This is a genomic window from Massilia aurea, from assembly GCF_014200505.1.
GTDB lineage: Bacteria > Pseudomonadota > Gammaproteobacteria > Burkholderiales > Burkholderiaceae_D > Telluria > Telluria aurea_B.
Map to the genome: position 1 here is coordinate 674,025 of NZ_JACHBX010000001.1, position 15,922 is coordinate 689,946.

General features: G+C 63.7%; 15 protein-coding genes. 9 read left to right on the top strand and 6 right to left on the bottom strand.

What is annotated here, in order from left to right:
• The first annotated feature begins 130 nt into the window (after window positions 1-130).
• The 4 genes from HD842_RS02910 (at window position 131) to HD842_RS02925 (ending at window position 3,253) form a co-directional block, all read left to right on the top strand.
• Window positions 131-733 carry a winged helix-turn-helix domain-containing protein gene (locus HD842_RS02910; protein WP_183550722.1) on the top strand — a complete coding sequence of 201 codons (603 nt, stop codon included), beginning with the start codon at window positions 131-133 and terminating at the stop codon, window positions 731-733.
• Window positions 734-947: 214 nt separating this feature from the next.
• On the top strand, window positions 948-1,694 hold the full coding sequence (locus tag HD842_RS02915) for a glutathione peroxidase (protein WP_183550725.1): 747 nt from the start codon (window positions 948-950) through the stop codon (window positions 1,692-1,694).
• Between the two features lie 2 nt (window positions 1,695-1,696).
• On the top strand, window positions 1,697-2,584 hold the full coding sequence (locus HD842_RS02920; protein WP_183550728.1) for a zinc-dependent peptidase: 888 nt from the start codon (window positions 1,697-1,699) through the stop codon (window positions 2,582-2,584).
• Window positions 2,585-2,698: 114 nt separating this feature from the next.
• Entirely contained in the window at window positions 2,699-3,253 is a 555-nt protein-coding gene (locus HD842_RS02925; RefSeq protein WP_183550731.1) for a hypothetical protein, read from the top strand.
• Window positions 3,254-3,306: 53 nt separating this feature from the next.
• Here HD842_RS02925 and HD842_RS02930 read toward each other — a convergent pair whose 3' ends face one another.
• The 4 genes from HD842_RS02930 to HD842_RS02945 form a co-directional block, all read right to left on the bottom strand.
• On the bottom strand, window positions 3,307-3,885 hold the full coding sequence (locus HD842_RS02930) for a hypothetical protein (protein WP_183550734.1): 579 nt from the start codon (window positions 3,883-3,885) through the stop codon (window positions 3,307-3,309).
• Window positions 3,886-3,896: 11 nt separating this feature from the next.
• Window positions 3,897-4,736, bottom strand: coding sequence for a hypothetical protein (locus HD842_RS02935; RefSeq protein WP_183550737.1), 840 nt, complete (start codon window positions 4,734-4,736; stop codon window positions 3,897-3,899).
• A 548-nt stretch (window positions 4,737-5,284) separates the two neighbouring features.
• A complete protein-coding gene (locus HD842_RS02940) occupies window positions 5,285-6,658 on the bottom strand; it encodes a DEAD/DEAH box helicase (protein ID WP_183550740.1) in 1,374 nt (457 codons plus the stop codon).
• Between the two features lie 247 nt (window positions 6,659-6,905).
• Window positions 6,906-7,685 carry an inositol monophosphatase family protein gene (locus tag HD842_RS02945; protein WP_183553544.1) on the bottom strand — a complete coding sequence of 260 codons (780 nt, stop codon included), beginning with the start codon at window positions 7,683-7,685 and terminating at the stop codon, window positions 6,906-6,908.
• 181 nt (window positions 7,686-7,866) lie between these two features.
• On the opposite strand from HD842_RS02945, the gene HD842_RS02950 reads away from it, so the two are divergent.
• The 5 genes from HD842_RS02950 to HD842_RS02970 all read left to right on the top strand — a co-directional run bounded on the left by HD842_RS02950 (window position 7,867) and on the right by HD842_RS02970 (window position 12,049).
• The gene (locus HD842_RS02950) at window positions 7,867-8,646 is read left to right on the top strand and encodes an RNA methyltransferase (protein WP_183550743.1); all 780 of its coding nucleotides are present in this window, start codon (window positions 7,867-7,869) and stop codon (window positions 8,644-8,646) included.
• A 103-nt stretch (window positions 8,647-8,749) separates the two neighbouring features.
• Window positions 8,750-9,712: an esterase/lipase family protein gene (locus tag HD842_RS02955; protein ID WP_183550746.1), complete on the top strand. Its 963-nt coding sequence runs from the start codon at window positions 8,750-8,752 to the stop codon at window positions 9,710-9,712.
• Window positions 9,713-9,772: 60 nt separating this feature from the next.
• Window positions 9,773-10,654 carry a response regulator gene (locus tag HD842_RS02960; RefSeq protein ID WP_183550749.1) on the top strand — a complete coding sequence of 294 codons (882 nt, stop codon included), beginning with the start codon at window positions 9,773-9,775 and terminating at the stop codon, window positions 10,652-10,654.
• Window positions 10,655-10,745: 91 nt separating this feature from the next.
• Window positions 10,746-11,441, top strand: a complete 696-nt coding sequence (locus HD842_RS02965; protein ID WP_183550752.1) for a TetR/AcrR family transcriptional regulator — start codon at window positions 10,746-10,748, stop codon at window positions 11,439-11,441.
• Window positions 11,442-11,452: 11 nt separating this feature from the next.
• Window positions 11,453-12,049 carry a TIGR00730 family Rossman fold protein gene (locus HD842_RS02970; protein WP_183550755.1) on the top strand — a complete coding sequence of 199 codons (597 nt, stop codon included), beginning with the start codon at window positions 11,453-11,455 and terminating at the stop codon, window positions 12,047-12,049.
• Window positions 12,050-12,059: 10 nt separating this feature from the next.
• Here HD842_RS02970 and HD842_RS02975 read toward each other — a convergent pair whose 3' ends face one another.
• Complete coding sequence (locus tag HD842_RS02975; RefSeq protein WP_229424570.1) at window positions 12,060-13,175, bottom strand: diguanylate cyclase domain-containing protein; 1,116 nt, start codon at window positions 13,173-13,175, stop codon at window positions 12,060-12,062.
• Window positions 13,156-15,915, bottom strand: a complete 2,760-nt coding sequence (locus tag HD842_RS02980) for a bifunctional diguanylate cyclase/phosphodiesterase (protein ID WP_229424571.1) — start codon at window positions 15,913-15,915, stop codon at window positions 13,156-13,158. The genes HD842_RS02975 and HD842_RS02980 overlap by 20 nt, the downstream gene beginning before the upstream one ends.
• Between the last annotated feature and the right edge of the window lie 7 nt (window positions 15,916-15,922).

Here is a 15,922-nt window from a genome sequence, read left to right on the forward strand (position 1 = left end):
CGCACAGACCATGGTGTCTGATGCAGGCAATCTTGAGGCTAGTTAAGCGGAACCGAGATGTTGTCAGGGTGTCACACGACACACAGCGACCCGGACCACACAGTCTCACTCTCTATTGGAGCTAATCAATATGCATGCAACGACACAGCACAACGCAGCCGAGACCGGCGCAGTGCACACCTCCGGCAATTCGGCGCTGATCGAACGCGTCCCACCACAGCCAACCGAGCGCGCACCGATTTCTTTGGCCCCGATCGAGCGCGTGCGTTCGACGTCTGCCACCCAGCGCCGCATTGAAAACATGCAAAAGCTGATTAATGAGCTCTCGAGCCACGAAATGCTGGCTGATGAAATCGCCTGGTTCCTCAAGTTTTCGCCGTCGGGTGCCCGCAAGTACATCCGCGACCTGCGTGAAGCCGGCGTGATCGAGCTGGCCCGCTACATCGAAGGCACCGCCACCTACCTGGGCAAGGCCGTGTACCAGATTTCGCCAGATCCAGACCGCGTCAAGGCGTTCCTGGCAGCGATCTGCCAGCCAAAGCGCGAAGGCGTTGCCCCACGCAAGGAGCGTCCGGGCCTGCGCGAGCAGAACATGGCTGGCAGCGGTCGTCACTTCCACATTCTGGCCGATGACACCCACTACGCTATCCGCGTCAATCGCAGCCCTGTGGCACGCGATCCACTCGTTGCAGCACTGTTCGGCCCCCCACCAGGCCAACCTGCAGTCAAGTAAAGCGCCGTAGTTGCGCCCCCGGGCTGGTGCGGTCGAGACCCGCACTGGCCACGGTCCTGACGAACGCTGTCGTCCTTCGCCGCGCATTTTGCGCGGTTTTATTTTTTGGGCCGCGTTTTTGCATTGCGTGTGTTGAAAACAAATCAATAGTCCTCAACTGACGTGCCATGTCGCTGTGTTTGCGCGACGCACATTCAACCAGATAGGAGTATCGATGTTACCGAGTGCCGAATCGCTGGAAGGCAAACCCGTACCCAAGGTGACGTTCAAGGCGCGCCCCGACGATCAATGGCGCGATGTGACGTCTGATGAATTGTTCAAGGGCCGCACCGTCGTGGTCTTTTCGCTGCCCGGGGCGTTCACGCCGACCTGTTCTTCAACACATCTTCCGCGTTACAACGAACTGGCGCCCGTGCTGCGCTCGCATGGTGTCGATGAGGTGCTGTGTATTTCGGTGAATGACGCCTTCGTCATGAATCAATGGAAAGCAGGGCAGGATGCCGCCAACATCACGGTCATCCCGGACGGCAATGGTGACTTCACGACCGGCATGGGCATGCTGGTCGACAAGCGCGACCTTGGTTTTGGCAGCCGCTCGTGGCGTTATTCGATGCTCGTGCGCGACGGTGTGATCGACAAGATCTTCATCGAGGCCGACAAGGAAGGCGATCCGTTCGAGGTATCCGACGCCGACACGATGCTTGACTACGTTGCGCCGCAGGCCCAGGTGCCCGAGCCGGTGGTGATGTTTTCGCGGCCCGGTTGCCCGCACTGCGCGCGCGCACGGCAAGCGTTGCAGGAACAGGACATCCATTTCACCGACATTTCTGAAGACCAGAAGATCAATTCGATCGTCTTGCGCGGCATCACGGGCCGCATGACATGGCCACAAGTATTCGTTGGTGGTGAATTGATCGGCGGCGCCGACGACGTGCAGGCCTGGCTCGCCAACCGGACCTGATGATGGAAGCGCTTGCTGTCGGGTTGCTGGGCGTCGTCATCCTGGCTGCCTGGCTGGTGCCCAAGTGGCGCCTGCGCCGCGCCGTATCCCGGCCGCTGCCGCCTCAGCATGTTGCAATCCTGGCGCGCAATGTCATGCAATACAGCGGCATGGATGACGTGCAGCGGCAACAACTGGGGCGGATGGTCCAGCATTTTCTGCATCAAAAGAAGTTTGTCGGCTGCGCCGGGCTCGAACTGACCGACGAGATGCGCGTGACGATTGCAGGCCAGGCGTGCTTGCTGCTGCTGGGGCGTATCGGCGGTCACGAAAAGCCGGTCAGTTATCCGACGCTCGAGATGGTCCTGGTGTATCCGGGGGCGTTTCTGGCGCCGCGCAAGCAGATCGATGTCTCCGGCGTGGTGACCGAAGAGCGGCAGGACTTGCTGGGTGAATCGTGGGGCGATGGGCGCGTCATCCTGTCGTGGGATCATGTGCGGCGCGGCCATACTGCCAATGCGCCTGGTCACAATGTCGTGCTGCACGAGTTTGCGCATCAGCTCGACAGCGAGTCCGGCAACACAAATGGCGCGCCGTATCTGGGCAGTAGCGAGCGCTACCGTAGTTGGTCGGAGGTGTTGTCGCGTGATTACGCGAACTTGCGGCACGACGCCATGTGGGGCAGGCAGGGTGTGCTGGACCATTACGGCGCCACCAATCCCGCCGAATTTTTCGCTGTCGCCACGGAAAGCTTCTTCGAGCAACCGCACCAGCTCGCCGCGCGCCATCCGGCGTTGTACGACGAATTCCTCAAGTATTACAGGATCGATCCACGTCAATGGCAAAGTACCCCGCCTGCGCCCGTGGAGGAACCGCCGCAGTATGGCGTGGTCTATGGACAGTGGCGCTGAACACTGACGTCATCAAATTGATGGCGACCGCCTGTGACAGGGTGCGTGCGGCGCCGTACAGATGGGTCGCTGCCGCGGGCGCATGCTGGCCTCTCTATCCAGGAGAACTTGCCCATGTCTATGATCATCGCAGGACGTTTCCAGCTTCAGGACGAGGTGGACCGCGCACGCAGCGCACTGGTCGACGCCGGTTTTGAAGCCGATCGCATCAGCGGCTTCTATCTGAGCCAGCCGGGTCAGCACGATATGACGCCCATTGGCGGCGACAATTTGCAGTCGCCCGGTGCGAAGGATACGCCCGAAGGCGTTGTCCAGGGCGTGGCGACAGGTGGTGCGGTGGGCGTGGCGGTTGGTGCGGCAACGTCGCCGATCACCGGTCCGATCGGCCCGATTGTTGGCGGTCTCGTGGGCGGGCATATCGGTTCGCTGTTCAGCTTTTCGAAAATGAAGGACCGGGGCGAAGCGGAAGAGGGTGGCGAAAACGCAGTCGCGCCGCGCACGGCCGGCATGCTGGTGGCGGTCGCGTTCACCGACCCCGCGCTGGAAGCCCGCGCCGTCGACCTGCTGCGCGGGCTCGGCGCACATCATATCGAGCGTGCGCAGGGCAATATAGTCGCTGGGGACTGGGCCGATTTCGATCCATCGAGCCTGCCGGACGTGATTGCCTGAGCGGGGCAGTGGGATTCGGCTGATCCCGCTTGTGTATCTGCACCCGGCAGGATTCAGGTCCTAGCCGTTGAGCCCGGCTTGAGCGTCTTGAGTGTGGCGTTGTGGAGCTGTATTTTCTCCAGCGCAGCGCCCACTTGCGAAAACTGGCCCCTGGCGATGCTCCCGACCAGTAACAGAATCCCGCCAACCAGCCCGGTAACTTCGCCAATGACACCGATGCGGCGGATTTTTTCGGCTGCATCTGCCGTCAATGCCATCAAGCGGTGTTGTGGCTCTCTCAGATCGCGGATCACGAACGTGGCCGCGTCGGCGTACAGCGCATGGGCGTACTGGCGCAGCAATCGCTCATCGTCTGTCAATGCGCGCATCAGGGCCTTCTGCGCATCCGGCATGGTGCGATCGTTGTAGCCAGCAATCTCTTGCAGAATACGTTCGTGCAGGTCATCGGCGATACAGACCACGCTGTCGGCCAGGTCAACGACGCACTGCATATTTGATAGCGCATTGGCGCGAGCGGCACCGTCCACATCGCACCCGGCTGCGGCCGCTTGCTGGCGCGGCGTGGTCGATGGTAGCGTCGTGTTTGCGTCGTCGGATGCCGGATCGGGATTGCTGTGTGAAGAAGTCGCCATGATATTCCCCATTATTCGGCGCTGAGAGCGTCGCGGATCAGATTCAGGTCGTGAACATAGCCCGCCAGTATGCGGCGCGTTTCCTCGCTGCTGAGCTTATCCATGTTCTCACGCATTTTCTGGTGGCCCAATGCCACCTTGGTCAGGCCCTGCTGGGCCAGCTTGTAACGACGGTCGATCAGCTTGTATTCGGCTGTCTTGTTTTGCAGGTGTACCTTGGCCAGCGTTACCAGCATGCGATCGGTATTGCGGTTGGCCATCGGAATTTCGGCATTGAAGAGGCCGAGCACGGTCTTGCGTTCATTCTCGTTGGCCTTTTCATAGATGCGGGTGAGGACGATCATGGCATCGATCAGCGTCTGCACATCGGCATTGCCATCGCGCACCATCGTGTCGACGCTGCGGTTCTGATAGCGGGACGTGATCACCCGCGTCAGCAGTCGGGTCATCCCTGTATAGGCCGCCACGTGCCGCTGCTGCAAGCCCGAGTCTGTCATCGCCTTGAGACCGGTTCCCAGATCATCGATGCGCCCCGACAAGTCGTACCGGCCATCGCCCGCCAGCAAACTCAGTGTCTGCATATACAACACGAGCGTCTTCTGAATCGCGACAAAATCATCAAACACCGCCCGCCGCCGCGCATCGGTATCGCGCGCCACGCGCTCGGCCTGGGGCGACAGATACGGCGACTCGCGATCATACGTATCCCGATACCGCCGCGACAGCTCCGCATACCCGCCCAGCCTGGCCGACGCATCCGCAAACTCCCGTACCTCACCCAAGCTGACTTGCCCCGTCGAAGCACACCCGGCCACCAACAGCCCCACCAGCACCAGCACCCTGCGCGCCATACGACCTCCTGCACCACAAAATCCCATTCTTCCCACCCACCTGCCACATAACTTTGTTATTCCTCAATATCCACCCATTAACACCAGCAAAATAAACATGAGGGTCAGAGTCGAATTAAATGACAACTTTAAAAGTTATCAAACAATTCGACTCTGACCCTAATTGATTAGTAATTGATTTTAAGGAAGTCGATAATGCAACAATCTTCTTGTGAATTGATTCGCGGATGTTACTCAATAATTCGACTCTGACCCTCATTAAATACAAGGGAAAAAAGCAGCTAAGCGGAAACAAACAGCACCTCGCAGAGCAATCAATTTTCTAGCGAACATTGATCGGCGAAGTCCTGGCAGCTTTGGGGATCAGCGGCAACAAAAACAATGAGGGTCAGAGTCGAATTAAATGACAACTTTTAAAGTTGTCAAACAATTCGACTCTGACCCTCATTGTTGGGTAAGAGCTTTGGCGATATTAACCTTCAGGTGACATCGAATCAGCGAGTGGTGTGACAAAGTTTCTCAATAATTCGACTCTGACCCTGATTGGGTTAGCGGTCGCGGCGTACTGCGGAGGCGGGGCGTGGGCCGCTGCGTTTTGCGGCTGCGGGGGCGCCGCCGGGGGTGCGGGGCTTGTTGCCGCCGCCGCCGTTACCACCACCGCCGCCGCCGTTACCACGACCACCGCCGTTGCCGCCGCCTGGACGACCGCCGCGGCCGGTGTGGCCTGGGGCGCCGCTGCGCAGCTGGATTGGTTGTGGCTTGGCGTTCATGTCCGGCTCGAAGCCTTCGATGACTTCGCGTGGCAGCGTTTGCTTGATCAGCTTTTCGATGTCTTTCAACATCTGGTGTTCGTCAACGCACACCAGCGAGACTGCTTCACCCGTCGCGCCGGCACGGCCCGTACGGCCGATGCGGTGGACGTAGTCTTCCGGAATGTTTGGCAGGTCGTAGTTCACCACGTGTGGCAACTGGTCGATGTCGATGCCGCGCGCGGCGATGTCGGTGGCGACCAGCACTTGCAGGCTGCCGTCCTTGAACTCGGCCAGCGCCTTGGTGCGTGCCGACTGGCTCTTGTTGCCGTGGATCGCCATGGCGCCGATGCTGTCCTTGCCCAGTTGCTCGACCAGCTTGTTGGCGCCGTGCTTGGTGCGCGTGAAGACCAGCACCTGCGTCCAGTTGTTGGACTTGATCAGGTGCGACAGCAGCGGGTGCTTCTTGTCGCGGTCGACCGGGTGGATCTTCTGTGCGATGACTTCAACGGTCGAGTTGCGGCGCGCCACTTCGATCATCTGCGGGTTGTTCAGCAGGCGGTCGGCCAGCGTCTTGATCTCTTCCGAGAACGTGGCCGAGAACAGCAGGTTCTGGCGCTTGGCCGGCAGCAGCGCCAGCACTTTGCGGATGTCGTGGATGAAGCCCATGTCCAGCATGCGGTCGGCTTCGTCCAGAATCAGGATTTCAACTTTCGACAGGTCGACGGTGCCCTGGCCAGCGTGGTCCAGCAGGCGGCCTGGCGTGGCGACGAGGATGTCGACGCCATGCTTGAGCAGCTTGATCTGTGGGTTGATGCCGACGCCGCCAAAGATGACGGCCGAGTTCAGGTTCGTGTACGTGCCATACAGGCGCACGCTTTCCTCGACCTGGGCCGCGAGTTCGCGGGTCGGGGTCAGGACCAGCGCGCGGATCACGCGTGGCGAGGTCTTGTTTTTCTGCGCTGCGCCGATCGTGTCGGTCGACAGGCGATGCAGGATCGGCAGCGTAAAGCCGGCTGTCTTGCCGGTACCGGTCTGGGCGCCGGCGAGCAGGTCGCCGCCGTTCAGCACGGTTGGGATGGCCTGGCTCTGGATCGGGGTCGGGGCGGTATAGCCTTGTTCGGTTACCGCGCGCACGATCGCGTCAGAAAGACCAAGTGAAGAAAATGACATAGATTTTTTCAGTAAAAAAAGCGGCCCGTCGCCATGCTTGGCGGCAGTCCTGGAATCGGATTGATCGATGCAGGCGCGCAAGCTAGCGGGCGCCCGGACGCTGCCGCAAAGGCGGCTGGCAGGGATTATAGTGAAGTGTATTTCACTGTAGAAAGTATTTGATGCAGAACTCTGTAACGTATTGTACAAAAGCGCAGGCCACTGGCAAGCACCGCCTGCGAGTGGCCTGATTGTTACAACGTGTATTTTACGCGAAAGGCGACAACAGCGGGACAAGCGCGCCGAAAACCTTCGGGCCAGCGGCGATCACGTCGCCCTTGTTCAGGTAATCGGACTCGCCGCTGAACTCGCCGACGATGCCACCAGCTTCGGTCACCAGGAGTGCGCCGGCGGCGATGTCCCAGATCTTCAGGTTCTTTTCAAAGAAGCCGTCGATGCGGCCGGCGGCCACGTTGGCCAGTTCCAGCGCTGCCGAACCGCCGCTGCGCACGCCATGACTGCGCGAGGCGACGACTTCGTACATGCGCAGGTATTCAGCCAGTGCGCGTGGATCCGGACCATGGCCCGACGAGAGCAGGGCGCGGCCGATCCGCTCGGTGCTGCGCACGCGGATACGCTTGTCGTTCAGGTAGGCGCCGCCGCCCTTGGTGGCGGTGAACAGGTCGTTGCGGACCGGGTCGTAGACCAGGCCGTTCGTGATCACGCCGCGCTGCTTGAGCGCAATCGAGATGCAATAGTTAGGGTAGCCGTGCAGGAAGTTGGTGGTGCCATCGATCGGGTCGATGATCCACACGTTTTCACTCTCGTCGTTCAGATTGGCTGATGCACCGCTTTCCTCGGCCAGGATGGCATGGCCCGGATACGCCTTGAGCAGCGTTTCGACGATCTCATGCTCCGCCGCCTGGTCGACGTCGGTGACGAAATCGTTGTGTTGCTTTTCCGAAACGACGATGCGGTCGATGTCGAAGGACGCACGGTTGATGACGGTGGCGGCGCGGCGGGCGGCCTTGATGGCCGTGTTGAGCATTGGGTGCATGGAGGCTTTTCCGTAAGAACGCGAACGCCCACTCACGCACCGAAGGGGCGTCGTGAACGATCAGCTATTGAAGAGTGATTAAAGAGCAGGGTGGCGCCGGAACCCGTTACAATCCGGGGCTTGCCCCCGCTACCGTAAAACCGTCCGCACCACGCGATGGTCGCTATTGTAAATGAACCCGACCCAAACCGACACTTCTTCTTTCAGCCCGCAGCCGCTGTTCAGCCGTTTGCGTTTCGTCCTTGTCGAAACAAGCCGCGCCGGCAACATCGGCTCGGTCGCGCGCGCGATGAAAACGATGGGCTTTACCGATCTGGTGCTGGTCACGCCGAAGTGCGCCGATTTCGTCAACGATCCCGAGGCCGTCGCCTTTGCCAGCGGTGCGGGGGATGTCCTGAACAACGCGCGGGTCGTGCCCGATATCGGCGCGGCGCTCGACGGCTGCAACTTTGCCGCCGCCGTCTCGGCGCGCCTGCGCGAATTTTCGCCCCCTGTCTGGACCCCACGCGCGTTCGCCGAACACGCCGGCGCCGCGCCCGAGCTGCGCGCCGCCATCGTGTTCGGTAACGAGCGCGTCGGGCTGCCGAATGACATCGTCGAGCGCTGCAATGTGTTGATCAACATCCCGGCCAATCCCGATTACTCGTCGCTGAACCTGTCGCAGGCGGCTCAGGTGCTGGCCTACGAGGCGCGCATGGCGTCCGTCAGCGGCGCGCCCGATACGCGCGGCGTCGGCTTCCAGGGCGACGCTGCCAGCGTGACCCAGATCGACGGCATGTACGCGCACCTCGAGCAGGCCCTGGTCGCCATCGGCTTTTTGAATGCCGACAACCCGAAAAAGCTCATGCCGCGCATCAAGCGCATGTTCGCGCGCGGTGGTCTGGAGCTTGAAGAAGTCAACATCCTGCGCGGCATCGCCCGCGCGATCCTGAAGGACGCGCCACCCCGTTGATGCGCACGCTGTCCCCGCTGCACCAGGCCTATACTCGCGTCATGGATACCCACCGTATCGATTCGGCCCCACGCCGCGCCCGCCCTGTGAACAGGTTGCCGGCATGAGTTCGCGCCTGCTGCTGCGCCTGATCCTGCTCGTGCAGGCGCTGATCGCCTGTGCCATCGCCGCAGGCGCCGCCTGGGCCGGTGCCGGGCCCTGGCAAGCCGTTGCCATCGGCGTCATGAGCGTGGTGCTGGTGCGCCTGGCGATCAATGCGAACAATTTTGTGATGAGCCGGCGCGTCGCCAGTCCCTCGCCGCCCCGTCACCAGCTCGGGCCAGTCGCCGCAATGCGCATGCTCGGCGAAGAATTCGGCGCCAGCATGCTGGTCAGTTCCTGGCACATGCCGCGCGCGCGGCCCCATACACGTATCCATCCTGACTGCAGCACGCCGCCGGTCCTGCTGCTGCACGGCTACGGTTGCAACAGCGGCTACTGGGCGCACCTGACGCCGTTGCTTGATGCGGCCGGCATCAGCCACGCCACGCTCGATCTGGAGCCGCTCACCGGCGACATCGACGGCTTTGCCGATGCGATCGAAGAGGGCGCAACACGGTTGCTGCGCGCGGCCGGCGCGCAGCAGGTCATCGTCGTCGGCCACAGCATGGGCGGCCTGGCCGCGCGCGCCTGGCTGCGCCGGCATGGCAGCGCGCAGGCGGCGCGCGTCATCACGCTTGGCACGCCGCACCACGGCACGTGTTTGGCGACGTTCGGGATCGGCATCAACGCCATGCAGATGCAACGCGCGGGTGTCGATGGGCCCGCCTGCACGTGGTTACGCGAGCTTGCTGCGCACGAAGACGCTGCCACGCGCGCGCGCATCACGTCGATCTACACGCACCACGACAATATCGTGGCACCCCAGACATCGGGGCACCTGGAGGGGGCGCGCAACCTCGAACTCGGCGGCGTCGGCCACGTCGCGCTGGGCCGCAACCGGCGCGTGCTGGCGCTTGTCATGGACGAGATCGGGCGCGTGCCAACAGCCTGTCCGGCACCCCCTGTTTTGCACGGCGCAGCATGAATCCACCCTGCGCCCGAGCGTGGTACAGTGATGTCAATAACGCATCCTTCGGAGTATCCAGTGGCGCGCATCCTGATCATCGAAGACAACCCGGCCAACATCGAATTGATGTCGTTCCTGCTCAGCGCGTATGGTCATGCGCCATTGAGTGCGGCCGACGGCCCCCGCGGCGTGGCCGCTGCGCGCAGCGAGCGCCCCGACCTGATTGCCTGTGACGTCAACCTGCCCGGCATGGATGGCTTTGCCGTGCTGGCCGAGCTCAAGGGCGACCCGGCGCTGGCCGGTGTGCCGATCCTGGCCGTGACTGCGCTGGCCATGACGGGCGACCGTGAAAAAGTGCTGGCCGCCGGCTTCGATGGCTATATCAGCAAGCCGATCGAACCCGAAAGTTTCGTGGCCGAACTTGAAGCCTTCCTGACCAGTACGCCAGCGCCAGCATCCGCGCCCGCAGCGCCCGCAGCGCCTGCAGCTGCAGCGACTGCCCCGGTCACCGCCATGGCGGCCAATGACGCCACGGCCAATGACGCCATGGCCACCGCGGTCACGCCGGCCACCGGCGCACGTACGCTGCTGCTGGTCGACGACGACCGCTTCATGCTCGGTGTGCTCAACGACATGCTGATCGGCCAGCCGTACCGGGTGCTCAGCGCCTGCTCCGGTGAAGAAGCGCTGCAGGTGCTCTCGCACGAGCCGGTCGAAGTCATCCTGTGCGACCAGGCCATGCCCGGCATGCGCGGCACCGAGGTGCTGGCCGAGGCGGCGGCGCGCTATCCAAAGACGGTGCGCCTGATGCTGTCGGGCCAGCCCGATCTGACCGACATCGAAGCGGCCATCAAGAGTGGGGTGGCCGATGGTCATTACATCAAGCCGCTGGGCGCGCGGGCGCTGCGCGAGCAGCTCGACGAAGCCTTCCGTCTGCAGAGCGCGCGCGGCACCGGCTAAGGTGAGCCCGCGCCCGCTCAGCCGGTAGATTGCTCGATAGAACGACCGTTCGATGATATCCTTGCGGGAACAAACACGAACAGCGGCCTACATGCAACAAAAAGCACCGCGCCGGACCCGTGAACGCATCCTCGAGCTCTCGCTCAGGCTGTTCAACGAGTTCGGCGAGCCCAATATCACGACCACCGTCATTGCCGAAGAGATGAATATCTCGCCCGGCAATCTGTACTACCATTTCCGCAACAAGGACGATATCGTCAACTCGATCTTCGTCCAGTTCGAGGCGGAGATCGAGCGCATCCTGACGGTGCCGGCCGGGCGCCGCTCGAACATGGAAGACGTGTGGCTGTATCTGCACCATATGTTCAAGCTGATCTGGCGCTACCGCTTCTTCTATCGCGACCTGAACGATCTGCTGTCGCGCAACCGCAAGCTCGAATTGCACTTCAAGGCGATCCACGCGCACAAGATCAAGGTCGCGCGCCAGCTGTGCGAAGACTTGCGCAGCGAAGGCTCGCTTGATGCATCCGACCAGCAGATCGGCGCCATGGCCACCAATATGGTGGTCGTGGCGACCTACTGGCTCTCGTTCGAATACGTGCGCAACCCCCGCAAATACAGCGAGCAGCAGGCGATTGCCGATGCGCTCGCGCGCGGCTGCTACCAGGTGCTGTCGATGGTCGGGCCCTACCTGAATGGCGAGACGCGCGTCCTGTTCGAGAAGCTGTCTGACGACTATCTTAAAAAACTGTCGGCCGACGCCAGGCCTGGCGCCGACTTCCTTTGAAAATGCACACGATGAAAACCCTTGCTGTCTACTGCGGCGCCGCGCACGGCGTCAACCCCGTCTACGCCGATGCGGCGCGCCTGCTGGCGCGCGCCATGGTCGACCACAATATCAGCCTCGTCTACGGCGGCGGCAAGGTCGGCCTGATGGGCGTGATCGCCGATGAAGTGCTGCGTCTGGGCGGTGAAGCCACCGGCGTCATCCCGCGCGCCCTCGTCGAGCGCGAAGTCGGCCACGCGGGCCTCACGCGCCTGTTCGTCGTCAAGGACATGCACGAGCGCAAAGCCATGATGGCCGACCTGTCCGAAGGCTTCATCGCCATGCCGGGCGGGATGGGCACGCTGGAAGAGCTGTTCGAGATGGTGACCTGGGCCCAGCTGGGCATCCACGCCAAGCCGATTGGCCTGTTGAACGTGAACGGTTTCTATGACGGCCTGCGCGCCTTCGTGGGCCATCAGGTGGCCGAAGGATTCGTGCGGCCCGAGCACGAAGACCTGATGATCGCCGACAGCGATCCCGACCAGCTGATCCAGCGCCTGCGCGCAGTGGTACCAGTCGTGCTGGAGTCGAGCCTGCCAGCGGCGGCGGCGGACGAGTTAAAAGGCTAGCGCTGACAGGCTAGGCGACTTCGATCCGGTCGCGTCCGGCCGCCTTGGCCCGGTACAGCGCCTTGTCGGCGCGGCTGATCGCGTCCGTGAACGGTTCGCCATCGCGGCGTTCGGCCAGGCCGGCCGAAAAGCTGATCCGCCGCGCCGGTGTCATGCCGTCGATCTGCAGTGCGTGCACGCGCGTGACGATGCGTTCCAGTACCTGGCGCGCCGCCTGCGGTGTGGCGTCCGGCAGCAGCAGCAGAAATTCTTCGCCGCCCCAGCGCGCCAGCGTGTCGTGCTCGCGCAGCGCGCCATGCGCAGCGCCGGCGAATCCCCGCAGCACGGCGTCGCCCACGGCGTGGCCATATTGGTCGTTCACTTGCTTGAACAAGTCGAGGTCGAGCAGCGCTACGCAGCTGGTTGCGGGCGCCGAGCGCCGCTCTTCGGCGCCCAGCAACTCGTTCATGTGGCGGCGGTTGGCCAGCGACGTCAGTTCGTCGACGGTGGCCAATGTGCGGATGGTGTCGAGGGCCGCAAGCAGCTCCTGCTTGCTGACCTTCATGCGCCGGCGCAGCTTGGTCATTTCGCTGGCCAGCAGCGTGGTCGCCAGCAAGGCCGCCGCCAGGTAGCCAAAACTCATCGCCTCGACGGCGGGCGGGTGGCCCTGGGGATCGATTGCCTGCAGATACCACATGATGCCGGCCATGCCGGCCAGGGCAGCGCCGGCCAGCAGCAGTGCGCGGCGCGGATGCATGGCGAACGTGCAGAAGGCGATGGCCACCACCAGCATGCTTAGAAGCGAGGCGCGCAGCGGGCCGGCGATCGCATAGCCGGCAATGATGCAGCCGATCGCGAACAGTGATTGCAGCGCAGCGAGCATGTCGGGCGCGATCTTCAGCCGCGCGCTGAAATGGATCAGGGCGTAGAACGCGAGCGTGCCGCATGCGGCGACGACGCTCAGCAACAGCGCGGGGCCGCGCGGTGTGTAGCCGGCCCCGACCTGCGCCGCCAGCAGGCCCATGGTAGCCAGATACAGCATGGCAGTGGCGATCCAGTAGTTGCGCATGCGGCGCAGCATGGGCGCCGTATGGGCCGGCGCGGCGGTCATCCCCTTGCTATCGGTGCTACTCGGCGCAGGGGTCATGGGCGTCTCCTGCGCTGCCTGCGAGCAGGCGTGCGATGTCGCTCGCCGGGAGCGGCCGGCTGAACAGATAACCCTGCATTTCGTCGCAGTCGTTGGCACGCAGGAAGTCGCGCTGCTGTTCGGTCTCGACGCCTTCGGCAATCACGCGCAGGTCGAGCTTGTGGCCCAGCGAAATCACGGCCATCGCGATCGCCTGGTCGTCGGGCGAGTCGGCCAGGTCGGCGACAAAGGACTTGTCGATCTTGAGGCGGCTGATCGGGAACGATTTGAGCGCCGACAGGCTCGAATAGCCGGTGCCGAAGTCGTCGATCGACAGCGCCACGCCCATTGCTTCAAGCTCGCGCATCTTGTCGATCGAGCGGCCCAGGTCGCGCATGATCAGGCTTTCGGTGACCTCGACTTCGAGGCCGTCGGCCGGCAGGCTGCTGGCGCGCAGGGCATCGGCGACCCGCTCGACAAGGCGCTTGTCTTCGAACTGGCGCGCCGAGACATTCACCGACACGCTGACCGGGGGCAGACCCGCCGTGCGCCAGGCCTGGGCCTGGGCGCAGGCGGTGCGCAGCACCCAGTCGCCGATCGGCACGATCAGGCCACTCTCTTCGGCCAGGCCGATGAAGCGCAGCGGCGAGACCAGGCCCTGCTCGGGGTGGTGCCAGCGGATCAGCGCCTCGACGCCGAACAGGCAATTCGTGCGCAGGTCGACCTTCGGCTGGTACAGCAGCTGGAACTGGCACGGGCCCGGGTAGTCTTCGGCGCAGGTGTCGATCGCCGCGCGCAGGCCTTCGAGCAACACGAGCTTTTCGTCGACGCTCTCGTTCATTTCGCTGACGTAGTACTGCACGTTGTTGCTGCCCAGTTCCTTGGCGCGGTACATGGCCACGTCGGCGTGCATCATGAGGGCATTGGCGCTGGCGCCGTCGCGCGGGTAGAACGTCACGCCGACGCTGCAGCTCACTTGCACTTCCTGGCCCTCGACCAGCACCGGTTCGGTAACGGCTTCGCGCACGCGCTCGAGCAGCGGCGCGATTGCCATCGGGTCGCCTGCGAGGTCCGGCAGCAGGATCACGAATTCGTCGCCGCCAAAGCGCGCCAGCGTATCGTCGCTGCGCAGGCAGCGATGCATGCGCGCGCCGACCACCTTGAGCAGTTCGTCGCCGGCGTTGTGGCCCAGCGTGTCGTTGACCAGCTTGAAGCCATCGAGGTCGATGAACGCGAGGCCAACCGCGCGGCCCGCTTCGGCGGCGGTGACGATCGCCTGGCCCAGGCGCTCGCGCAGCAGGCTGCGGTTGGGCAGGCCGGTCAGGTCATCGTGGTGCGCCAGATGGCGGATGCGCTGCTCGCCCATCTTGCGCTCGGTGATGTCGCGCACGATCACGACAACGCCATCCTCGACCGCCACCGCCTGGCGGTGCAGCCAGACCCCGGGCTGGGGCAGGGTCTGCGCCTGCCATTCCGTTTCGCGCGCAATGCCGTCGCGCGCTACCGCCGACAGGTCGTCGAAGACGGATTGACTGATCGACGGGGGCAGCAGGCCCGAGATCGGCTTGGCTGCCATCTGCTGCTTGGTCAGGCTGGTGAAGCGCTCGGCGCGGCTATTGGTGGTGGCGACCACGAAATCACGCACTTCGCCGCGCGGACCGAACACGGTGCGCAGCACGAAGAAGGCGTCGGGACTGGCTTCGGATGCGGCGGCGTAGGTTTCCTGCGCCAGCCGTTCGCGCCGGCGCGCCTTGGCCAGCTGCCACGACCACGCGCTGACCAGGATCACGACGGCAATCAAGAGCGCGCTGGCCGCGCCCGCGCCAAGCAGCCAGGCGCGCCGGTCCTGATAGAAATCGGCCATCTGCTCCGCTTCGGACAAGCCGGCCACCGCGACCAGCGGGAAGCTGTTCATCGGCCGGCTGGCGACGGTGCGTGCCTCGGATTCGAGCACGGGTGCGCCGCGCGCGGTCGTGCCGGCCGCCACGCCGCCGTTTGCGCCCGGCACGAAGCGCTGGCCCCACGACACGGTTTCGCCCACGCGCAGCGCGCGCAGCATGCCGTCGGTGCCCGCCATGCCGAGCAGGCCGCGATCGCCCTGGCGCGAGCGTTCGTAGCCGCTGGTGAAATAGGCCGGGTCGAGCGCAACGACGGCCACGCCGGAGAAGCGCCCGGTCGCATCGTTGATGCGGCGCGAAAAGTGGACAGTCGGTTCCTTTGAGTACTCGCTCAGGCTGGTCAGGCTGACGAACGGCACGTCGTCGCTGGTCTGGCGATGAAATTCGAACCACGCGGTGCGTGCCAGGTCATGCCGCTTCGACGCGGGATTGCTGGCGACGATGTGTCCGCTGGCGTCGCTGATCTCCACCTGAAACACGAGGCCGGGCGGCAGCAGGCCCTTGGCTTCGAGCGCGGGCAGGGCGCCGGTCGGGCCATTCTGCTCGACCGCGTACTTCAGCACGCGCAGGGTCTGGTCGATCGCGCTCAGGCTGCGCGCCAGTTGCGCCTCATAGGTGTCGAGCAGTTCCTGGGTCGCGTCGCGTGTGGCCACGACGGCGGCGCGGCGCTCCGATTCGATCACGTGCAGCGTGCCGAACCACATGGCGCCCAGCAGTGCCAGCGCGAACAGTGGCAGCGAGATGTGCGTCTCGAGCGCCAGGCCAAGCCAGCGCGCCAGCAGGCCGCGTGTGCGCGGCGCGCCTGCCGACGGCTCGGTGTCGCTCGTGAGCGACGGCCCGCTGGAACGCACGAGCATGTTCATGGCGTAC